Raw genomic sequence first — 17461 nt, 5'->3', positions numbered from 1 at the left:
GATTAGGGGGTATGCATCTTGGATATCACAATGATCCTGAGACTGTTGGAAACGGGGAAAACACAAAAGGAAATAGCCGAGCAGTTGGGCATGCCGGTTAGCAGACTAAGGTATCAGCTGTCCAAGCAGAAGAACATCACAGCTTCAGCGACTTCTGCCGGGGACAGCAGCCTTGAGGACTATACCACTATACAAGAGACATATGGTACGGACAGGCTGTTCACACTCCCTAGAGACCCGCAATCGCTTTATTTGTATTGGGAATTGACATCAGAACGAAAACGGATGGTAGAAGAGCATTTTCACTGCGGATGGACGGAGCTTCCGAAGATCCTGCGCGTATATGATGTTTCTTTCCATTATTTTGAAGGAAACAATTTCAACCGTTATTGGGATTTTTCCATTAATCAGGAGGCAAGCAATTGGTTTGTTAAAGGTATTGCGCCGGATTGTTCCTATATCATTGATTACGGAGTCCAGACGATAGACGGAAGGTTTATTACGATTCTGCGTTCAAATAGTGTCAAAACACCGCCGAAAGAGGAACGTTATCATGGTGAATATCGGTGGACCCGGATGGAGGTCACTCCAAATGAGGTGATCCCGATGTCGGAATGGCAGTCTCTATTATCCGATTGGGGACTTTCCGAGGCAATTATGGAGAAAGCGGAAGGGGGATTCTAATTTGACTAAAGGGTATTTGTCTCTCGTGCTTCATGCTCATTTACCGTTTATCCACCATCCTGAGAGTGAAGAATTCATTGAAGAGAGATGGCTCTTTGAGGCGATAACCGAGAGCTACATTCCTCTTCTGGACGTGTTCGAGAGGCTTGCCAATGATGGCGTCGATTTTCGGATCACGATGTCTATGACACCGACGTTATTATCGATGCTCTCAAGCCCGATGCTTCAAAAACGGTATATAAAATATATCGATAATCTCATTGCACTGAGCAAACAGGAATGCAAACGAACGAAGAAAGACAAAGCTTTCTTCCCGCTCTCTACGATGTACAGGGAGCACTTCATACATATTCGAAAGCGTTTCATTCAGACCTATGAAGGGGATCTCATTAACGGGTTCAAACGGTTTCAAGCATCCGGCCATCTCGAGCTGATCACCTCATCCGCGACACATGCTTTTCTTCCCTACGTGAAAACAGAGCAGGCGCTGCGTGCCCAGATCGAGAATGCGGTGCGCATCCACACCGATCTTTTGGGGAGAGCGCCGCAGGGCATTTGGCTTCCGGAATGCGGTTTTGTTGAAGGGCTGGACCGGATTCTGAAGGAGTACGGGATCACCTTTTTCTTGACTGATACCCATCATGTGCTTCATGCGAGCCCTAAACCGGTTCATGATGTATATGGTCCTGTTCTCACGCCGCACGGAGCGGCCGCATTCGCGAGAGATCATGAAACGTCCAAGCAGGTGTGGAGTTCGCTTGAGGGTTATCCGGGCGATTACGATTATCGGGAATATTATAAGGATATCGGTTATGATCTAGATTATGACTATGTGCTTCCTTATCTGCATCCATCAGGAGTCCGTCTGAATACCGGAATCAAATACTACCGGATTACCGGAGGGGATCAGCCGAAGGAGCCGTATTATCCGGAATGGGCAAGGGAGAAGGCTGCGCGTCATGCGGGCAACTTCATGTTTAACCGGGAAAAGCAGATCGAACATCTGAGCGGCATAATGGACCGTAAGCCGATTATCGTTGCTTCCTACGATGCCGAATTATTCGGACATTGGTGGTACGAAGGTCCGATGTGGATCGAGTTTCTATGCCGCAAAATCCATTATGACCAAGATACGGTGGGCATGATTACGCCAGCCGAATATTTACAAGAGTATCCGGATAATCAGCAGTGCGAGCTTTCCTTCTCCAGCTGGGGAAGAGGCGGGTATGGCGAGGTATGGCTCGGGCAGAACAATGAGTGGATCTACCGTCATCTGCATCAGATGGAAGAGCGGATGATTGAGCTTGCGGACAGCTACGAAGAAGCTGAGGGGCTTAGGCTGCGCGCGTTGAATCAGGCCTCAAGGGAGCTCATGCTGGCGCAGAGCAGCGATTGGGCGTTCATTATGGACACCCAAACGATGGTGGAATACGCCATCAAACGCACGAATAACCATATCGGTAGATTTCAGCGGATATATGAGAATGTAAAGCAGGGAGAGATAGATGAAGGGTGGCTGCGTGAAGTGGAAGCGCGGGATTCCATCTTTCCACATGTGGACTACAGGACGTACCGGTCCAAGCCGGTGGTGCTGCAGGGGATTAGGGAAGCTCTACCTTCAGGCAGACAGCAGATGCACTCCCGCATCATCATGCTGTCTTGGGAATTTCCTCCTATGACGATAGGCGGCTTGTCCAGACATGTTTTTGATTTATCACGCACGCTAGTGGAGCAGGGAACCGAAGTGCATGTCATTACAACCTATGTGAACGGATATCCCGCTTACGAGATTAATCAAGGCATTCACGTGCATCGCGTTAGAACCTATCAGGAGCAGAATTTGGATTTCATGGATTGGGTGTTCCAGCTCAATCTGGCGATGACCGATTATACGAAGCATTTGATCAGGAACTATGGACCGTTTGATCTCATTCATGCTCATGATTGGCTGGTCGGCCAGGCGGCGAAAACGTTGAAGCACGCCTTCAGGCTGCCGCTGGTGGCGACGATTCATGCGACGGAGCACGGACGTAATCAGGGCGTGCACAGCGAGCTGCAGTACCGCATTCATAATTTGGAAGGGCAGCTCACATATGAAGCTTGGCGGGTTATCGTTTGCAGCAAGCACATGGTTCAGGAGATCAAACAGCTGTTCCATCTGCCGGCCGAAAAAATCGATATGATTCCAAACGGCGTTGATCCCGCTTTGATTCGAGCCCATCCTTCTGACAGCGATGCAAAAGAACCTTATGCGCTGCCGGAAGAAAAAGTTGTTCTCTTCGTCGGGCGGCTTGTCCGCGAGAAGGGCGTCCAGGTACTGCTGCAATGTATTCCTGCTGTATTGGATGCCTGTCCGGAAGCCAAGTTCGTCATTGGCGGCAGCGGGGCGATGATGGAGGAACTGCAGGAAATGGCGAGGGCGCTCGGCATTGCGCACAAGACGGCCTTCATCGGATTCGTTGATGATCAGACGCGCAACCATCTGCTTCACATCGCTTCCGCAGCGGTCTTCCCGAGCTTGTACGAGCCGTTCGGAATCGTGGCACTTGAAGCGATGGCTGCCGGAACTCCGGTCATCGTATCCGGTGTTGGCGGACTGCAGGAAATTATTCAGCACGGGGAGGACGGCTTTACCGTGCTGCCGGGAGATGTTCCTTCCTTGTCCGCCCACCTTGTTGCCATGCTGCAGTTCGAGGATATGGCGCGTTCGATGGCGAAGAAGGCATTCCAAAAAGTAAATACGTTGTATGACTGGGATCGAATCGCGGAACAGACGTCCGTGACCTACAATTATATGCTGAATAAGCTTCCAGATGGCCTGCTTTACAAGGAGCTTGCCGCAGCCCGTGAAGCATGATTCTCTCGTACCTTCAGTTTGAACGGCCATAATGGATAGAAATGGGACTGCTCAAAGGTATTTCACTTTGAGGCAGTCCTTTTTCATGGATCCGAACGCTTAAATTCCGCTTGTTCTGCCGGGGGAAACCTGTGAACCGGATATCGGACAGCTTTAGCCGATTCCTCCGGCTGTATTGGATAAGATTGCAAGGATTTGTTTAAGATTTTCTCCTTGTTTCTGTCAGGCATCAGCTTTAAAATAGAGGCACTTCCTTGAGGTACCGTACAAAGATAAGAAGGAGCGGCATGACGAAGGAAATCTTCATCTGGAGGAGGGGTTACCATGATGCGTGTTCTCATTGTCGATGATGAATTCGAGATTCGCGAAGGACTCAGGAACCGGTTTCCATGGGCAGCCTACGGAATTGATGAGGTGGAAGTGGCTGATGACGGCGACTCTGCACTGGCAATCGCTCTTGAGAGACAGCCCGAGCTTATCGTGACAGATATCAAAATGAACCGGATGTCAGGCACTGATTTTCTCCGTTCTCTGACTGCAGTGGACGGTTATGATTGGAAAGCGATCGTCATCAGCGGGTATGATGATTTTGATTTGGTGAAGCAGGTCATGAAGCTCGGAGCGATGGACTATGTCTTGAAGCCGATTAATACGGATGAATTGGATCAGGTTGTAAGGAAAAGTGTGGATCAGATCCGCAGAGAACGTATGGAGCGTCAGAATCAGCTGCTCCTGAATAATCAAATTCATTTCGCGCTTCCCAAGATGCGCGAGGAAATGCTCCTGGAGTTAATTGAAAGCGGTTACGTTCCATACCGGGAGCTGAGAACGAGACATCGGCTGGAGACGCTGAATCTGGGATGGATGAATCATGAGTCCATGCTCCTGATGATGCTGGAAGTGGACGATCTGAAGGCGATCGACAATCAGAAGCGATATTCGAAAGAGAGGGAGCTGGTCTTATTCGGAATCGGGAATGTCGTCACCCAAACGCTCGAGGAGGATTATCCCTTCCCGTTCGCCCTCTGCTTGAATGCGCAGAACCGCTGGATTGCCGTATTGAGCTGCAGCCATCAGGAACAGACTGATCTCTGCCAGGAGGTAGCGCAGCAGTGCATTCGAAGAATTAATCAATATGTGAAGGTTAAAGTGAGCATCGCCATGTGTGCAGCCCCGAAGACTCTGCCCAATCTTCATGATATGTTCGTCGAGGCAGACGAAATTTTGGAACAGAAGGCCGTCTATGGAGGCAATCAATTATTTACGGTTCAGGGGCTTGGTGCTGTAAAGGAACGGGTGGATCTGTCGCTTCAAGAAATGGACGAAGTCCTGGATTTGGTCAAGTATGGCACGGACGAAGACATCAGCTCGGCGATGGACCGGTTTGTTGAGCTGATGCAATCTTGGGGACTGACACAGCTAAAAGATATCCAGCAGCGGATATTCGAGTGGCTGCTTGAGATATTCAAGAAAGCATCGGCTGCCGGCTGGCAGGATAAAAGCTGGCAGAAGAATCCGATTGCGATCTGGGAGCAGCTGGAGCAATATGATACTCTGCATTCTCTGCGCATTCAGGTGGAGAAGTTTTTGTTATCGATAGCGCTTGATTTCCAGAATCAAACCGCAGCGCCCAGCCAAATCATATGCGAAGCGGAGAAAATACTGCGGATGCAGTTCGCAGAAAGCCTGACGCTGCAAAGCGTGGCTTCGGAAGTTCATGTCACCCCTGTCTGGCTAAGCAAGCTCTTCAAGAAAGAGAAGCAGAAGACATTTCTGGAGTCATTGACGGATATAAGGATGGAGAGGGCGAAAGAAATGCTTGGCGATGTGCGTAGTAAAATCTATCAAATTTCCTGCCAGGTGGGCTATAAGGATCCGGTCCACTTCTCGAAGCTGTTCAAGAAGCAAACCGGCTGTTCACCCAAAGAATACAGGAAGCAGCTGGGGATCTCCGATGAATAATGCGGCGCTGCGTCTGGGTTCGTCGATCCGCAACAAAATGATCGTGATCTTCTTCCTGATCATCATCGTTCCTTTCCTGCTGTTTGCTTATTACGCGCATATCAAGTCGATTGAGGGAATTACGAACGCGAATGCCGCTTTTTCGATGAGCTATCTGCAGCAGGCGAAAACAAATTTTGAAACCTACCTCAATCAATTGAATGACCAGGTGAATGAAATAATCGGCAATAAGCAGATTCAGGATCTGCTTGGTCAGAAGCCCGGGAAGGCGGCGCAGGAAGAAGCGTTCGCCGTGAATATGCTGACGGAGCTCTATCTCCAAACGCCTCTTGTCGATGCGTTCCGGGTAAGGGTGTATCCGCTCGAGCCTTCCCTGTATCCTACGTATATGAGCACGATAGGGGAATCTCCGCTGCTGGGAAATGAGCGTTGGTTTCAATATTCCAAGTCGGCCATCGTCCCTTCCTGGAATCTCTTTATGCCGCAGCAGGGTCGTTATACAAGGCCGCTGCTCTCTTATATCAAACGATTCTCAGGGCTGTATGATCAAATTCCGCGCGGAATCATCGTAACGGATCTGTCTGAGGACCAAATGAAGCGATTCTTTTCTCCCTCTGAACAGATGAAGGGGCAGAAGTTTCTGCTGATGAACAATGCGGGTGCAGTTCTCTATGATTCTCAAGATAATCAGTGGACAGGCAGCCTCATTCCATCCGCTAATTTCACGGCTTTCATTAAGTCGAAGGCAGAGGGGTCAGAGACGATCCTCATTGACGGAGAGAGGAACTTAGTTACTTATATTCAGATGGACAGCGAGCCATGGCTGATTGTCAGCCTGACCCCGCTTCATGAACTGACGAAGCCGATTCAAGAGATGAACCGGCTGCTGATTTTTTTTCTGATTATCTATCTGATATGCTGCTTCGGAGCTGTCATCTACATTACTATGTATTTCACCCAGCCCATTGCCAAGCTGGTCCGGTTCATGCGCAAATTAGAAACAGGCGACTTCCAGTTTACATTTCCCGGGTCTTCGCGCAGGGATGAGGTGGGCTGGTTATACCGCGGATTCGGCGATATGAGCCAGAAGATCGAAGGTCTAATCGAGCAGGCCTCCCAGTCGGAGCGAAAAAAGAAAGAGCTGGAGTTTCAAGTTTTGAGCCATCAGATCAATCCGCATTTTTTGTACAATACGCTTGAATCTATTCGTTGGAAAGCTGAGAATCATGGCCGGAGCGATATCAGTGAAATGGTCTCGGCGCTTGGCAATCTGCTGCGTTTAAGCCTGAATCAGGGGAAGGAAATCACGACGCTGGGGCGCGAAATCGAGCAGGTGAAAGCTTATGTCCAAATCGAACAGGCCCGCATGGGTCAGCCTGTGCGTATTCTATATGCTTTTGACGAGGAAACGCTTGCTTTGCCTTTTCTGCGCCTGCTGCTTCAGCCGCTGGTGGAAAATGCGATCCAGCACAGCATTCGCGATAACTTTGAAAAAGGTAAAATAGTTGTATCCGGCCGCAGGGAAGGCCAGGATATTGTGATTGAAATTGCCGACAACGGCAAAGGGATCCCGTCAGCTGTGCTTGTGCGGCTGCAGGATCAGAGTGAGCAGGAGCCTGGCCGAAGGGGTGTGGGACTTCGCAATGTCAATGATCGGCTGCGGTTATATTACGGCGATCATTACAAGCTCCAGATCGAGACAGGGCCTGAGTTCGGAACCAAAATTACGGTGCGCAGCCCCATTGCAAGCGAGCAGGCGTTACAAGGAGGAAACAGGCAGCCATGAACATCATCAAATCCAAGCTTCTCCTTGTTGGCCTTCTGATTCCAGCTGTTGTCTTATCCTCCTGCGACAAGGGAGGAGGCACGGTAGGCAGCATGGCGAATTCACAGTCAGCCTCTGAGGAAGCCGGACAAGAGGTCACGCTCAAGTTTTTTTTCAGCGGCGACAAGAAGTCGGCGACTGACGAAGTATGGTCAGCGGTAAGCGATTATGTGAAGAGCAAAGGGTTGAACGTCAGATTCGATATTCATTTTATACCGATCGGCGACTATAAGAATAAAATGTTAGTGATGGCAGCCGCCGGTGACAGATGGGATATGAATTTCGATGCGGATTGGCTGTCCTATAAGCAAATGGCAGCCAAAGGCGCTTACATGAGATTAAACGAGCTTCTTCCAAGCTACGCGCCCCACTTGTACAGCAAGTATAAACAGCAGAATAACCTGGAGGCTGCAACCTTGGACGGCAGCATTGTCGGGCTTCCTTGGATGCTCAAGATGAGTCAGCGCCTGTATGCCCAGTGGCGGTCGGATATGACCAAGAAGGCCGGAATCAATCCGGCGCCGGACTCCATTCAGACCATTGAGGATATTGATGTTCTGCTTCATGCCTTCAAGAAAGCCTATCCCAATGTAAAATTGACACGCACCTTGCCAAGAGATATCTATAAGCTTCGCGATGAGTGGGTTGATCTTGGCTTTCACGGAATGGGCTTTTATATTAACGATCCCAAGGTGCGGATACAGCCTATTGAACAGCAGCCGTTTTATATGGAGGCTGCGATCATGGCACGGAAGTGGTATGCGGACGGGATTCTGAACAAAGATACGATGATTGACAAAGAGGATGGGGCCGTCCTGTGGCGGGGCGGCAATATGTATTTCACCTCCCAGTCCCATGAATGGGTTCATGCCAATCAAGGCTTCACCGATCCTTCCTTCGAGCAGGAGAGTTCGCTGCTGTATCCGGATAAAAATGTGGTTAATCGCACGTCACTTGCCAATGTGGTTGCCATTAACCGTAATTCCGCCCATCCGGACCTGGTGCTGCGTTTTCTCGATATGCTGGAGACGGACCAGGCGCTGTATGATCTCGTTCAATATGGAATTAAAGGTAAAACGTATGTGCTGGATGGCGAAGCCGTGAGCTATCCGCAAGGATTAAATACGAGTACAAGCAATTATATGGAATGGGGAGGACAGTGGAGCCTGTGGAAGCCTCAATTTATGCGTCCTACTCCCACTTACGGGAAAGACTTTTGGGTTAAAGAAGCTGAATTCGCCGGTGCAAGCCATAATGTGGATTCGCCGATTGACGGCTTATTCCTATCGGAGGACAAGATAAAGAACGAGTTATTAGCCAGGGACCGCCTGATCGAGAAGTGGACAGGACCGATTGAAATTGGCTCCGTCTTGAATCCGAAGGAGGCTGTAGCTGCGTATATTCAGAAGCAGAAGGAGAGCGGCCTTGATGCGATTATTGCACAAGCGCAGCGGCAAATTGATATTTTCCTGGCGAAGAGAAAGCTCGCAGGGAAAGGCGGATAGTCCGGTTCAAAAACGAAAAGAACCTTAAGCACCACACTTTCATCGTGGTTTTTAAGGTTCTTTTGCATGAATGAGATGGGAATTGCAGCTCTTGGGTCTCCCTTAGGGGAGAGCCTCTATATTTGCTGCCGGCAGTTAAGCTTGACCGTCTGCTTATTCTTCCATATAAAGCACTTCCCATAGGTGATTATCGACATCTTGAAAGCTCCAGCTGTACATGAAGCCATGGTCCATCATCATGGTAAGGTTTACTGCCGGCTTCCAGCGCTTTATGGACAATCTCGTTGCGCCGGTAAATTGGATTGGTTCTGAAGAAGCAGATCTCCGTTCCGGCTATATGGCTTGCTGCGTTACATGGGTTGACTTGCTTTGGTGCAATGAACTTGCTTTGAGTCTTTTATGGTAGTAAACATAGGACCCGGCTATCAGCACATATCCGATGAAGAAAACGATCCATCCGCTCGCAGGATCACCAACGGATATGCTCGAATACATCGCGCCTGTTAAATCAATTGTTAATCCGGCATAAGCCCACTCCTTAATGCGCGGGAAGCCGGGAATCAGTATCGCTGCACACCCTAATAATTTGGCAGTCCCGAGAAAGGGAAGCAGATAGTCAGGGTAACCCAAATGTTCGAATAAAGTAATTGCATCCGCAGCAGACAGAATATCGGGAATAGAACCAACAGCCATTAAAGCAATCAACAACCCGGTAAAAATCCAGTAGACAATGAGCGTTTTTTTCATGTCTTGTCATTCCTCCATTGGTTTGGTTTGTTCTGGCCTTCTTATCCTCCAAGCTTCGCCAAATGCTCTTCAAGCCGGTCAAACGTTGATTTAGCACCCTCAATCGCTCCGTACTCTTTAACGACCTTATCCAGTTCTTCGGCTGATTTGAAGATCATCCGCATCGTAATCTCGGTCTGATTGCTTTGCTCTGCAAAATTCACCGTCACTTGAAATTGATCATCTTCGCCTTCTCCGCCATGGGAGTAAACGAGCCGCTCGGGATTTACGACTTCGATGTAGACGATTTTATTGTCATAGTCGATTCCATCGGGGCCATGCATGATATAATGCCAAACGCCTCCCGGACGAACGTCGATCTCATGTGTGGTGATCGTAAAGCCTCTAGGCCCCCACCATTTCGGCAAATGCCCGGGATCTGTCCAGGTTTGGTAAACGAGTTCACGCGGTGCCGGGAATACACGGTTTATTATGAGTTCCTTGCCTTGCATGGATGTAGTCGTACTGCCCGTTGAATGATTAGCTGACATAAGTTCACTCCTCCAAGATTTTATTATCGGTTTAGCAACAAAGCCGATTTCATGTTTTTAGTATACCTTTTAAGGAATATTCCTGTCAAGGAATATTTAAGGTGTTTTTGAATGATGAATGGCTGGGATTTATTTGTTTATATCAAAGTATAGGTTTTGAAATCTCCTATGATTATGTTATGTAATATGACATATGAGGTTGACTTTATCGTAGAACGATATATATTAAAAGTATTAATCCTTAAAAACACGAATAGGTTATCCGCGTTTTAGCAGGTATAAGGAGGAGTACGATGGAAGCGCAAGCGCGTAAAGGCGTTGCCGTAGAAGATGGCTTAGAGTTGTTATTCGCCCATACCGGGAAGCGTACCATCAAGCGAGTACCGCTTATGGAATCATTGGGGAGAGTTCTTGCCGGCGATTGTTATAGCCCGTTCCCAATCCCTTCATTCCGCAAAGCCGCCATGGATGGTTATGCTGTTAAATATAGTGAAATAAAACATGCTGCCCCCGAGAATCCGGTTGTTCTGCGAGTCACCGATGAGATTAAGCCAGGCTCTGTAGAATTCCCTGCCGGACATCATTTCGCTGTGCGTATTTTTACAGGAGCTCCGGTTCCTGAGCCTTACGATACCGTTATTATGCAAGAAGCCGTAATTGCTCAAGAGGACGAGTCTTCTCTCTGCCGGTTTTTGTTCCCGTCGGAACGGGGTAAACATGTTGCTGAAATCGGTGAGGACATTCCAGCGAATGCATGTATAATCACGGAAGGTACTGTTATTAGTGCCAAAGAAATTGCCATATTGGCTGCATTCGGAACTCAGGACATTGAAGTTTACCGCAAACCCATTGTGGCAGTCATTCCGGTAGGCGATGAGCTGCAGCTGCCGGGCGAAGCTTTAAGCCCCTATCATCTCTATGAATCAAATGGATTTATGCTGGAAGCGAAGTTGAGGGAGTTAGGAGCGGATTGTATCCGGTATGCGCCCGTGCCTGATAATAAATCCAGCATTTCTCAGGCGATCCAAGCCGCATTAAGGGATGCGGATTTCATCATAACGACCGGTGGAATTTCAGTCGGAAAATATGACTATCTCCTGGATGTGATGAACGAACTATCGGCGGAAGCTTTGTTCACGAAGGTGTTAATGCGTCCTGGTGCACCAACATCTGTATATAAAATAAAGGAAACATTGAGCTTTCATCTATCGGGTAATCCATCGGCTTGCTTTGTCGGTTATGAACTGTTTGTTAAGCCGAAGCTGCTATTCGAATTAGGGTGCAGTAAATATCGAAATGAGATGATGGAGGCTGTTCTTGAAGGGGATGTGAGCAAGCCTTGCCCTTATCCCAGATATGTGCGGTCCTTCGCCGAAATTAGAAAGGGCAAGCTTTATGTTGCCCCGCTGACAAAGGATCAATCCGGAAATTTAGCAGCTTTTGCCAAATCCAATGCGTTATCCTTGATTCTCGCAGGTGGAAAAGGAGCAGCAAAAGGGCAAGTCGTTCAAATGTTCTGGATCTGAAATCTTAGTACCGCATGAGAAAGGGACTGCCGGAGGCAGTCCCTTTCTCTTTCAAACAACATAGATGAATTAGCGCCAGCGTCCCTTATTCCGGCGTTTGACCGTCAGCGGATTATCCATTCATTACAGCCGTATCGATAGCTGGAAGCTTCGTCTTTTTACGATAGATGGCACGGGACAGCCAGACACTAATCTCATACAGGACGACTAAAGGGATAAAGACCATCAGATGGGAAATAAGTTCGGGCGGCGAGATTAAGCTGGCTAATATGACTAGTGACAGGTAGGCATAACGGCGCATGCCGCTTAGCATTTTGGGCGTCAGCACCCCGATTCGGGTGAGAAACATGATGACCACCGGCAGTTCAAAGGCAAGGGACATCGGAATGACAATACTGAGCATAAAGCCGAAATATTGGGCGATTCCATATGTCGGGGTAAGATCCAGCCTGTCAGAGATCCGGGAGGTGAAGTCAAAGCTCATCGGGAATACGACAAAATACGCAAAGGATAAGCCGGTGAAGAAACAAAGGATGGAATAGGGGATGTAGCGCAGAGTGGCCTCCTGTTCCTCCTTCTTTAGTCCGACTTTCATAAAGCTCCAGAGCTGATATAGGATATAGGGCAGGGTTACGGCTGCCGAGAACACGAATGCGACCTGCATATAAATACGTAGACCATCCCACGGCGAGAAGACGTTCCAAGTAATCCCGGAAGCCGGGGGGATGCTTTTCAGATAGAGAAGTACTTTTGGAGAGAGGAACAGGCCTCCGATCATGGTTAGAAATAGAACGACAACCACCCCAATAATCCGCTTCCGAAGCTCCGCAAGATGTTCAATTAAGGACATCCTCTTGTCGTCGATCATAACGGTCTCCCCTTTCTTGGATTAGGCCTGACTTCTTCTGCGCGTCCGTTTATTCAGCATGCCTTCGAGCTCAAACGTTCGGAAGCCATCCTTAATGTTCCGGTTGATCTCACGAAGATGATTCACATCCTCAAATGAATATTTTCGCACGCCTCCTTTTGTCCTGACGGGAAATACGAGCTTTCTTTCCTCGTAATAACGAATTTGCCTTTCAGATAATCCCGTCAGCTCGCTCACTATCCCTATGTACATCACTTTCTCTTCCATAATCCTTAGCCTCCTTTGGTGATTGAATGCTGCAACATCAATACAGGTACCAAGATTACTGAGATGTTAAGAAACCTAACGCAAATAAAGGGGTTGGGACGGATTATAACAAGCGTTTTGATCGTTTGCAAGCGTATTAGAGAAGTTTATTGCAATATATACCTATGTAAAAAATTATTTATGTAAGGTATTCTAACATAATTTGCTTACCGAGCATGATTTATGTGATACATTTCTCTTGCAAGGTTGAGTCCACTTTGAGAAGGAGATGTTACGCCGTGGAGACCAAAGAGAAGCCGAACGAAATCACCCGCAGACAGTTCTTGACAACCGTTGGGAAAGTGGGAGGATCAGCTGCCTTATTTAGCGTGATGGGGACGCTGGGACTGCTTTCTCCGGAAGCTGCAAAGGCAGCGGATTTCACGCCTCCGGGGAACAGCGATCTGACGGTAACCAACCGCAATGGCAAGAAAGTGATTATTCTTGGCGCTGGTATCGGAGGCATGACAGCTGCTTACGAGCTGGGCAAAGCCGGATATGACGTTACGATTCTCGAAGCCAGAGACCGGGCCGGCGGACGGAACTGGTCGATAAGGCGGGGCACAACATCCACCGAGATCGGTGCTTCCAAGCAGGTGGCCCGGTTTGATGACGGGATGTATCTGAATGCAGGTCCCATGCGTATCCCTCAATTTCACGTGACGATGGAGTACTGCCGTGAATTTGGCGTGGAGATTGAGCCTTTTAACAATGTGAATGACAGCGCTTATTATTATAACGAGAATGCAGGCACTCTCTCCGGCAAGAAGATTCCGAAGCGGGCGGCAAAAGCTGATATGCGGGGTTACGTATCCGAGATGCTGGCCAAAGCGATCGATCAGAAGGCGCTTGATCTCCCGATTACGCCGGAGGATAAAATCAAACTGGTTAACTATCTCAAGGTGGAAGGGGATCTTGACGAGGATTTGTTTTATCGGGGCTCCGAGCGCGGCGGCTATAAGGATGAACCGGGGAGCAGGCTGGATGCCGGCGTTCTCCGGGATCCTTTCGACATGAAAGCGATCATTGGTTCCGGCTTCGGTAATTTCTTCAGCAGCGAATACAGCTATGATCAGCAGATGATGATGTTCCACCCTGTCGGCGGCATGGATATGATTGCGAAAGCCTTCGAGAAAAGGGTCGGCCACAAGATCAAATATCATGCGGAGGTTACGGAAATCCGCCAGTCTTCCACGGGGGTCCGTATTGTCTTTAACGACCTGGACAAGAATACAGCGAAAGAAGTAAGCGGTGATTATTGTATTTGCACGATCCCTTTATCGGTTCTTAAAAGCATTCCCGCCGATTTCTCGCCTGACATGGCCAAAGCAATCTCCAGTGTCGGATATGCCTCTGCCGGCAAGATAGGGCTGCAATTCAAACGCCGATTCTGGGAGGAGGACGAACAGATTTACGGCGGCAACACACTGACCAATATGGATATCACATCCATTTACTACCCGCCCACTAAGTATTTTTCCAAAAAAGGCCTCCTACTTGGCTACTATGCCTTCGGCTCCAACGCGGATAAGCTGGGCAAGATGAGCTACCAGGAACGTGAAAAACTCGCCTTGATGCAGGGAGCTAAGATTCATCCTCAGTATTATGAAGAATTCCAGGCCTCTTTCTCTATCGATTGGAAGAAGATCAAATACAATCTTGGGGGCTGGGTCGCTTATTCCTCAGATGACCGGAAAACCTATTATCCTACGCTGTGTAAGCCGGACGGGCGGATCTATCTTGCAGGGGAGCATATCAGTTACATAACGGCTTGGCAGGCCGGGGCGATCGAATCCGCCCGTTCCGTTGTAACGGATATCCACCAGCGCGTAATGAAAGAATAATAGGCTGATAGGAGGCGTATGATGAATCTGCCGAAAAAAGTAAAACTGCTGATAGGCGCCGTGGTCATATCCAGCTTTGTCTGCGTGAGCGCATTTGCCGCCCAGGAGGACCCCGCTACCCCTAGCAAATATCCGAGTGAGCCCATTAAGGAAGTGGATTACTATGGAAGTCCAACATCTTCCATATCCAGCGCAGTCGCGGTCCCGGCCGGTTCCTCCACTTTCTCGACAAGCGGCACAGTACCGCCGCTTCTCAACAAGGACGGCAAAACCATTTATGAACGTTACGGCAATACAAAGACCCAAGGTGTCGGAATCTTGAAGGAAATTGAAAAGCAGCTGAAGGAGCAGGGTCTGACGCTTGCAGATGTCGCTTATCTACGGGTGTACGTCGCTGAGGACGCGGGAAAAGAGAACAAATTCGATTTTGACGGCTGGTTCCAAGCATACGCCCAATTCTTCAACACACCGGCTAACCCCGTAAAACCAGCCCGCTCCACGGTGGGAGTCGCTGCTCTGGTCAATCCCGACTGGCTGATAGAAATTGAAGCTGTCGCCGTCTATCCGAAACACCGCAATCAAGATTAAAGATGAAGGAGTGATCGCATGCTGCAAAATATTGGTTTGCCCGGACTTATGATGATTCTCGTTGTCGTTTTGATTGTTTTCGGCCCGTCCAAGCTGCCGGAGCTCGGCCGCGCAGTAGGGCGTACGCTTCACGAGTTCAAATCGTCGGCTAAGGAACTTGTCACCGATCATAAAGAGGAAGAAAAGCAGGTATAGGGAGTGTTACGAATAGACGAAGGCAAAAAGATGTGAGGACCCGTTAAGGGTCTCACATCTTTTTTATTTGGTCTGCATTCTTTTTTGATATCCAGCATCTAAACCTCTATTTAATATGATATACTGAACTCATTTTTTCGAATTGCCGCACAGGCCACTTTAACGAGGAGAAGAAGCATGATGCCGTCCGTGCAGCCGCTTCCAGCGTTCCCGAAGAAGAGTTGTATGAACATTGCACGATTACGAGTATATTTAATGAAAAGGCTGTGCAGCCGGTTTGCGATGCTGTCATCGAAGCGGCGCTTCGATGGCAGGCGCGGCGAAACGGAGGCCGCCGGAATTTGACTCCTCTGGAAGAGATCAGGCTTTATCAAATCCAAGTATGGAAAGGTTTGTGATTTCATGAGCGCCATTAATCAAAGCCTCCTTGCCGACAAGATCCGGGTAACGGGTGAAACCGGCGGTGCGCTGGATGATATTCTCACACCGGATGCCCTCCGGTTCGCAGCGGCGCTGCACCGCAAATTTAATCCGATCCGCGAAGCTTTGCTGGCTGCCCGCGAGGAGCGGCAGCGCGAGATCGACGGCGGCAAGCTTCCCGATTTCCTGCCCGAGACCGCGCATATCCGCAGCGACAGCTGGCGCGTGGCTCAAGTTCCTGCAGATCTGCAGGATCGGCGCGTAGAAATTACAGGACCTGCCGGCGACCGCAAAATGGTCATTAACGCCTTGAATTCGGGGGCAAAGATGTTCATGACGGATTTTGAGGATGCGAACTCGCCGACCTGGCTTAATTCTGTCGGCGGACAAGTAAATCTGCGCGATGCCATCCGCCGGAAAATCGACTACGTAAGCCCGGAAGGCAAGTCTTACAAGCTGAATGAGCAAACGGCCGTGCTTATCGCGCGCCCGCGGGGATGGCATTTGATCGAGAAGCATGTAAGGGTTGATGGTGAACCGATCTCAGCAAGCCTCTTCGATTTCGGCCTTTATTTCTACCACAATGCCAAGGAGCTGCTAGCCAGAGGAAGCGGTCCGTATTTCTATCTGCCGAAGCTCGAAAGTCATAAGGAAGCCCGCTTATGGAACGATGTATTCGTATATGCGCAGAACGAGCTGGGGGTGGAGCAAGGCTCGATTAAAGCAACCGTATTAATCGAGACCATTCTCGGAGCTTTCGAAATGGATGAAATTCTGTATGAGCTGCGTGAGCACATCGCCGCGCTGAACTGCGGGAGATGGGATTATATTTTCAGCTATATCAAGAAGCTGCGCAGGCAGCCGGACATTATCCTGCCTGACCGCAGCGTCGTAACGATGACCGTACATTTTCTGCGTTCTTACTCGCTGCTTGCTATTCAGACCTGCCATAAGCGTGGGGCGCATTGTATCGGCGGCATGGCTGCGCAAATTCCGATTAAGAACGATGCCGCAGCCAATGCAGAAGCGCTTGCGAAAGTGCGAAGCGATAAGCTTCGCGAAGCGGCAGACGGACATGACGGCACATGGGTAGCCCATCCAGGTCTTGTGCCGGTAGCCATGGACGTTTTTGATGAAATCATGCCTGCGCCTAATCAGGTAACGAAGCTGCTGAGCGATGTGGTCATTACAGCGGAGGATCTCCTGAAGGTCCCGCAAGGGGAGATTACGGAAGCCGGATTACGCTTAAACATCAGCGTAGGTATTCAATACATGGAGGCGTGGCTGCGCGGCTTCGGTGCGGTTCCGATCAATAATCTGATGGAGGATGCTGCCACTGCGGAGATTTCCAGAGCGCAAGTGTGGCAGTGGATCAAACACCCGAAGGGTGTGCTCGCAGATGGACGCAAGGTGTCGGAGCAGTTGTTCCATACATTGCTTGAAGAGGAACTCGAAGCTATCCGCCGCTCGGTCGGTGAAGAGGCCTACATCGATGGGCAATATGCAACAGCAAGCGCCTTGTTTGCACAGATGAGTCTGGCTGAGACGTTCGAAGATTTTCTGACCGTTCCCGGATACCGGTATTTATAATTTCGTATTCATAC

General features: G+C 49.2%; 15 protein-coding genes. 10 read left to right on the top strand and 5 right to left on the bottom strand.

The features are described 5' to 3' along the window. The first annotated feature begins 18 nt into the window (after positions 1-18). The 5 genes from ACFPYJ_RS03775 (at position 19) to ACFPYJ_RS03755 (ending at position 8833) form a co-directional block, all read left to right on the top strand. Entirely contained in the window at positions 19-684 is a 666-nt protein-coding gene (locus tag ACFPYJ_RS03775; protein WP_379186703.1) for a DUF4912 domain-containing protein, read from the top strand. A gap of 1 nt (position 685) precedes the next feature. Then, positions 686-3541, top strand: coding sequence for a 1,4-alpha-glucan branching protein domain-containing protein (locus tag ACFPYJ_RS03770; protein WP_379186702.1), 2856 nt, complete (start codon positions 686-688; stop codon positions 3539-3541). Between the two features lie 324 nt (positions 3542-3865). Then, positions 3866-5503, top strand: a complete 1638-nt coding sequence (locus ACFPYJ_RS03765) for a response regulator transcription factor (protein WP_379186701.1) — start codon at positions 3866-3868, stop codon at positions 5501-5503. Next, a complete protein-coding gene (locus ACFPYJ_RS03760) occupies positions 5496-7289 on the top strand; it encodes a sensor histidine kinase (RefSeq protein ID WP_379186700.1) in 1794 nt (597 codons plus the stop codon). Before ACFPYJ_RS03765 ends, ACFPYJ_RS03760 begins: the two co-directional genes overlap by 8 nt. Next, positions 7286-8833 carry an extracellular solute-binding protein gene (locus ACFPYJ_RS03755; RefSeq protein WP_379186699.1) on the top strand — a complete coding sequence of 516 codons (1548 nt, stop codon included), beginning with the start codon at positions 7286-7288 and terminating at the stop codon, positions 8831-8833. The genes ACFPYJ_RS03760 and ACFPYJ_RS03755 overlap by 4 nt, the downstream gene beginning before the upstream one ends. A 333-nt stretch (positions 8834-9166) precedes the next feature. On the opposite strand, the gene ACFPYJ_RS03750 is transcribed toward ACFPYJ_RS03755, so the two are convergent. Both ACFPYJ_RS03750 and ACFPYJ_RS03745 read right to left on the bottom strand, forming a co-directional pair. Continuing rightward, complete coding sequence (locus ACFPYJ_RS03750; RefSeq protein WP_379186698.1) at positions 9167-9580, bottom strand: DoxX family protein; 414 nt, start codon at positions 9578-9580, stop codon at positions 9167-9169. A gap of 41 nt (positions 9581-9621) precedes the next feature. After that, a complete protein-coding gene (locus ACFPYJ_RS03745) occupies positions 9622-10110 on the bottom strand; it encodes an SRPBCC family protein (protein ID WP_379186697.1) in 489 nt (162 codons plus the stop codon). A gap of 293 nt (positions 10111-10403) precedes the next feature. On the opposite strand from ACFPYJ_RS03745, the gene ACFPYJ_RS03740 reads away from it, so the two are divergent. Continuing rightward, complete coding sequence (locus ACFPYJ_RS03740) at positions 10404-11636, top strand: molybdopterin molybdotransferase MoeA (protein WP_379186696.1); 1233 nt, start codon at positions 10404-10406, stop codon at positions 11634-11636. Between the two features lie 112 nt (positions 11637-11748). On the opposite strand, the gene tatC is transcribed toward ACFPYJ_RS03740, so the two are convergent. Both tatC and ACFPYJ_RS03730 read right to left on the bottom strand, forming a co-directional pair. Beyond that, positions 11749-12504, bottom strand: a complete 756-nt coding sequence (tatC, locus tag ACFPYJ_RS03735; RefSeq protein ID WP_379186695.1) for a twin-arginine translocase subunit TatC — start codon at positions 12502-12504, stop codon at positions 11749-11751. A gap of 21 nt (positions 12505-12525) precedes the next feature. Further along, entirely contained in the window at positions 12526-12771 is a 246-nt protein-coding gene (locus ACFPYJ_RS03730) for a MerR family transcriptional regulator (protein WP_379186694.1), read from the bottom strand. A gap of 278 nt (positions 12772-13049) precedes the next feature. On the opposite strand from ACFPYJ_RS03730, the gene ACFPYJ_RS03725 reads away from it, so the two are divergent. From ACFPYJ_RS03725 to ACFPYJ_RS03715, 3 genes are read left to right on the top strand one after another with little or no spacing between them, the layout of a single operon-like run. Beyond that, positions 13050-14654, top strand: a complete 1605-nt coding sequence (locus ACFPYJ_RS03725) for a flavin monoamine oxidase family protein (RefSeq protein ID WP_379186693.1) — start codon at positions 13050-13052, stop codon at positions 14652-14654. Positions 14655-14675: 21 nt separating this feature from the next. Beyond that, positions 14676-15242, top strand: coding sequence for a RidA family protein (locus ACFPYJ_RS03720; protein ID WP_379186692.1), 567 nt, complete (start codon positions 14676-14678; stop codon positions 15240-15242). Between the two features lie 18 nt (positions 15243-15260). Then, complete coding sequence (locus ACFPYJ_RS03715) at positions 15261-15437, top strand: twin-arginine translocase TatA/TatE family subunit (RefSeq protein ID WP_379186691.1); 177 nt, start codon at positions 15261-15263, stop codon at positions 15435-15437. Between the two features lie 110 nt (positions 15438-15547). On the opposite strand, the gene ACFPYJ_RS03710 is transcribed toward ACFPYJ_RS03715, so the two are convergent. Continuing rightward, positions 15548-15850 carry a hypothetical protein gene (locus ACFPYJ_RS03710; RefSeq protein ID WP_379186690.1) on the bottom strand — a complete coding sequence of 101 codons (303 nt, stop codon included), beginning with the start codon at positions 15848-15850 and terminating at the stop codon, positions 15548-15550. Here ACFPYJ_RS03710 and aceB point away from each other — a divergent pair. Further along, positions 15840-17447 carry a malate synthase A gene (gene aceB, locus ACFPYJ_RS03705; RefSeq protein ID WP_379186689.1) on the top strand — a complete coding sequence of 536 codons (1608 nt, stop codon included), beginning with the start codon at positions 15840-15842 and terminating at the stop codon, positions 17445-17447. The two genes, ACFPYJ_RS03710 and aceB, sit on opposite strands and share 11 nt — an antisense overlap. The last annotated feature ends 14 nt before the right edge of the window (positions 17448-17461 follow it).

Source organism: Paenibacillus solisilvae (genome assembly GCF_042656405.1).
Classification (GTDB): Bacteria; Bacillota; Bacilli; order Paenibacillales; family Paenibacillaceae; genus Paenibacillus_Z; species Paenibacillus_Z solisilvae.
The sequence above is the reverse complement of the archived record's forward strand: the minus strand, read 5'-3'. Positions and strand labels throughout refer to the sequence as shown.